The following is a 1,730-nucleotide window of genomic DNA, read 5'->3' as shown; positions in this document are numbered from 1 at the left end:
CTCGTAGGTTTTGCTTTTGCTAGTGGCTTGGATAGGCTTAAATTTCTTTTCCCTATTTTGCTTAGCTAAATTTTCGTTGTATTCTTCGAGTTCTTTGCGCATTTGCTCATTCATCTCTTTGCGAGCTTTCATAGTCTTTTCGACGTCTTCCGCATAGAGTTTTTTAAAATCTTCTATACTAATGTCGGCTCTATGCATTAAACTATCTCCAAAGTCACTCATGGCGGCTCCTTCTGGCAAAGAGTCTCTAAATGCGTTTAGTTCCTCTTGCTCCTGCTTAGTTCCAAATCCTAAAATTTTGCCCCAAATCGTCGGTTTACCATCTCTGGAGTTACTCATTAGCATCCACATATAGGTTTGTAGAGTAGAGTCGATGACGTCTTCTTTGCTCTCAGGCTCTTTTTGTCCTATATAGCGTAGCTCTTCGGCCGTATATTTTTTGGATAATATGCCGTCTATCTTATCAATCGTCTTTGTTATCCAGTTTTCGTCGCTTTCGTCTATCTCGATAGCATCTTTTACGATTTCTATGATGGTTTTACTTCTGTATTCTTGCAGCTCTTTTTGGATTTCTTCTTTGCTTTTTGAAGCTTGCATTTGCTCGTTCGCCAAATTCGTTTTAGCGGTTTTATCTACAGGAGTTAAATTTGACTTGAAATTTGCCGTAGAAATGTTTAAATTTGAGCCACTTATCATTTTCAATCCTTTAAAACGAGTTTTAAGCTATATCGGCAAATTTGAGAAAAAATTTAGGGTAAAGATAAGAAAGGCTATCAAATTTAGCCCCGTTTCGAGAGCTAAATTTGATCCAAATTTGACGGACTGCCAAATTTTAACAGATCAATTAGCGGAAGTATTTTAAGATGGATTTAAATGTTGCGACGAAAATTTTGTCCCAAGACTGGCATGTAGTCTATCACAGGGCAAAATTTTCTAGCTCATCTAAAGACGCTTAAAAGATACCACACAAAATTTACTTTTCGCTGGGCTTTTTCGTCGCCAGATCGCATTTAGCGCCTCTAGTTATCATCAAGGACTGATCGTAAAACAAAATAAGCACCACCGAAACGCCCACTCCAAGCGCTAGCGAGACCGTCGTGGTCGTGATCGCGTTATCGAAAAATATGATTAGGTATTCATTTTTCTTAGCGATATCAGGCTCGTTTAAAAATGAAAATAGCGCCAAGATGCCTTTATACGCGTAAACTCCGGGCACCATCGGCAAAAGCGCGGGAAACGCGATGATCTCGGCAGGCACTTTTAGTCGTTTAGCAAAGAGCATACCTAAAATCCCGCTTAAAAATGAGACGATAAGGGTGGCTACGCTGATGTTAAAAAATCCCATCTGCATGATCCAAAAGCGGCTAGCGTGCGCAAACGCGGCAAGCAGCGCGCAAAAGGCGAGAGCTCTTTTTGGTGGCGAGCTAGCATAAGCAAAACCAAGCCCCGCCACCGCAGCAAAAGCGCCGTCTATGAGCGTATCGGTCAAAAGCTCAAACATGTAAAATCTCCGCGCTACTAAGCGAGAGCGTGATATAAACGCCCACCGCTATGCAAAGTATCAAGATGCCCGTGCTCACGGCTCTGCTGATACCCACTAGCGTGTTGTCGTTTATGATATCAAAGACCGAGTTTATGAGAAAAACGCCCGGCATCAAAAAAAGTATCGACGAGCCAATCGCCACGTCGCTAGTGTGCGTAAAGCCGTAAAATACGCCAAGATAGGCGAT

3 protein-coding genes are annotated in these 1,730 nt (G+C 42.0%); all 3 read right to left on the bottom strand.

Annotation, left to right across the window (positions count from 1 at the left end):
• Nucleotides 1-696 (bottom strand): cell surface protein (locus tag Q0386_RS00015; protein ID WP_299025297.1); only part of this gene is annotated, 696 nt, incomplete at its 3' end.
• A 277-nt stretch (nt 697-973) separates the two neighbouring features.
• The gene (locus tag Q0386_RS00010) at nt 974-1,501 is read right to left on the bottom strand and encodes a threonine/serine exporter family protein (protein WP_299025294.1); all 528 of its coding nucleotides are present in this window, start codon (nt 1,499-1,501) and stop codon (nt 974-976) included.
• The coding region (locus tag Q0386_RS00005; protein WP_299025291.1) for a threonine/serine exporter family protein at nt 1,494-1,730 on the bottom strand (237 nt) is incomplete at its 5' end. The genes Q0386_RS00005 and Q0386_RS00010, both read right to left, overlap by 8 nt.

This window comes from uncultured Campylobacter sp. (genome assembly GCF_938045625.1).
Taxonomy (GTDB): domain Bacteria; phylum Campylobacterota; class Campylobacteria; order Campylobacterales; family Campylobacteraceae; genus Campylobacter_A.
The sequence above is the reverse complement of the archived record's forward strand: the minus strand, read 5'-3'. Positions and strand labels throughout refer to the sequence as shown.

What these genes read in the sequence shown, in the direction of transcription:
- Q0386_RS00010 (WP_299025294.1), bottom strand. Translation starts at nt 1,501, where the DNA reads ATGTTTGAGCTTTTGACCGATACGCTCATAGACGGCGCTTTTGCTGCG.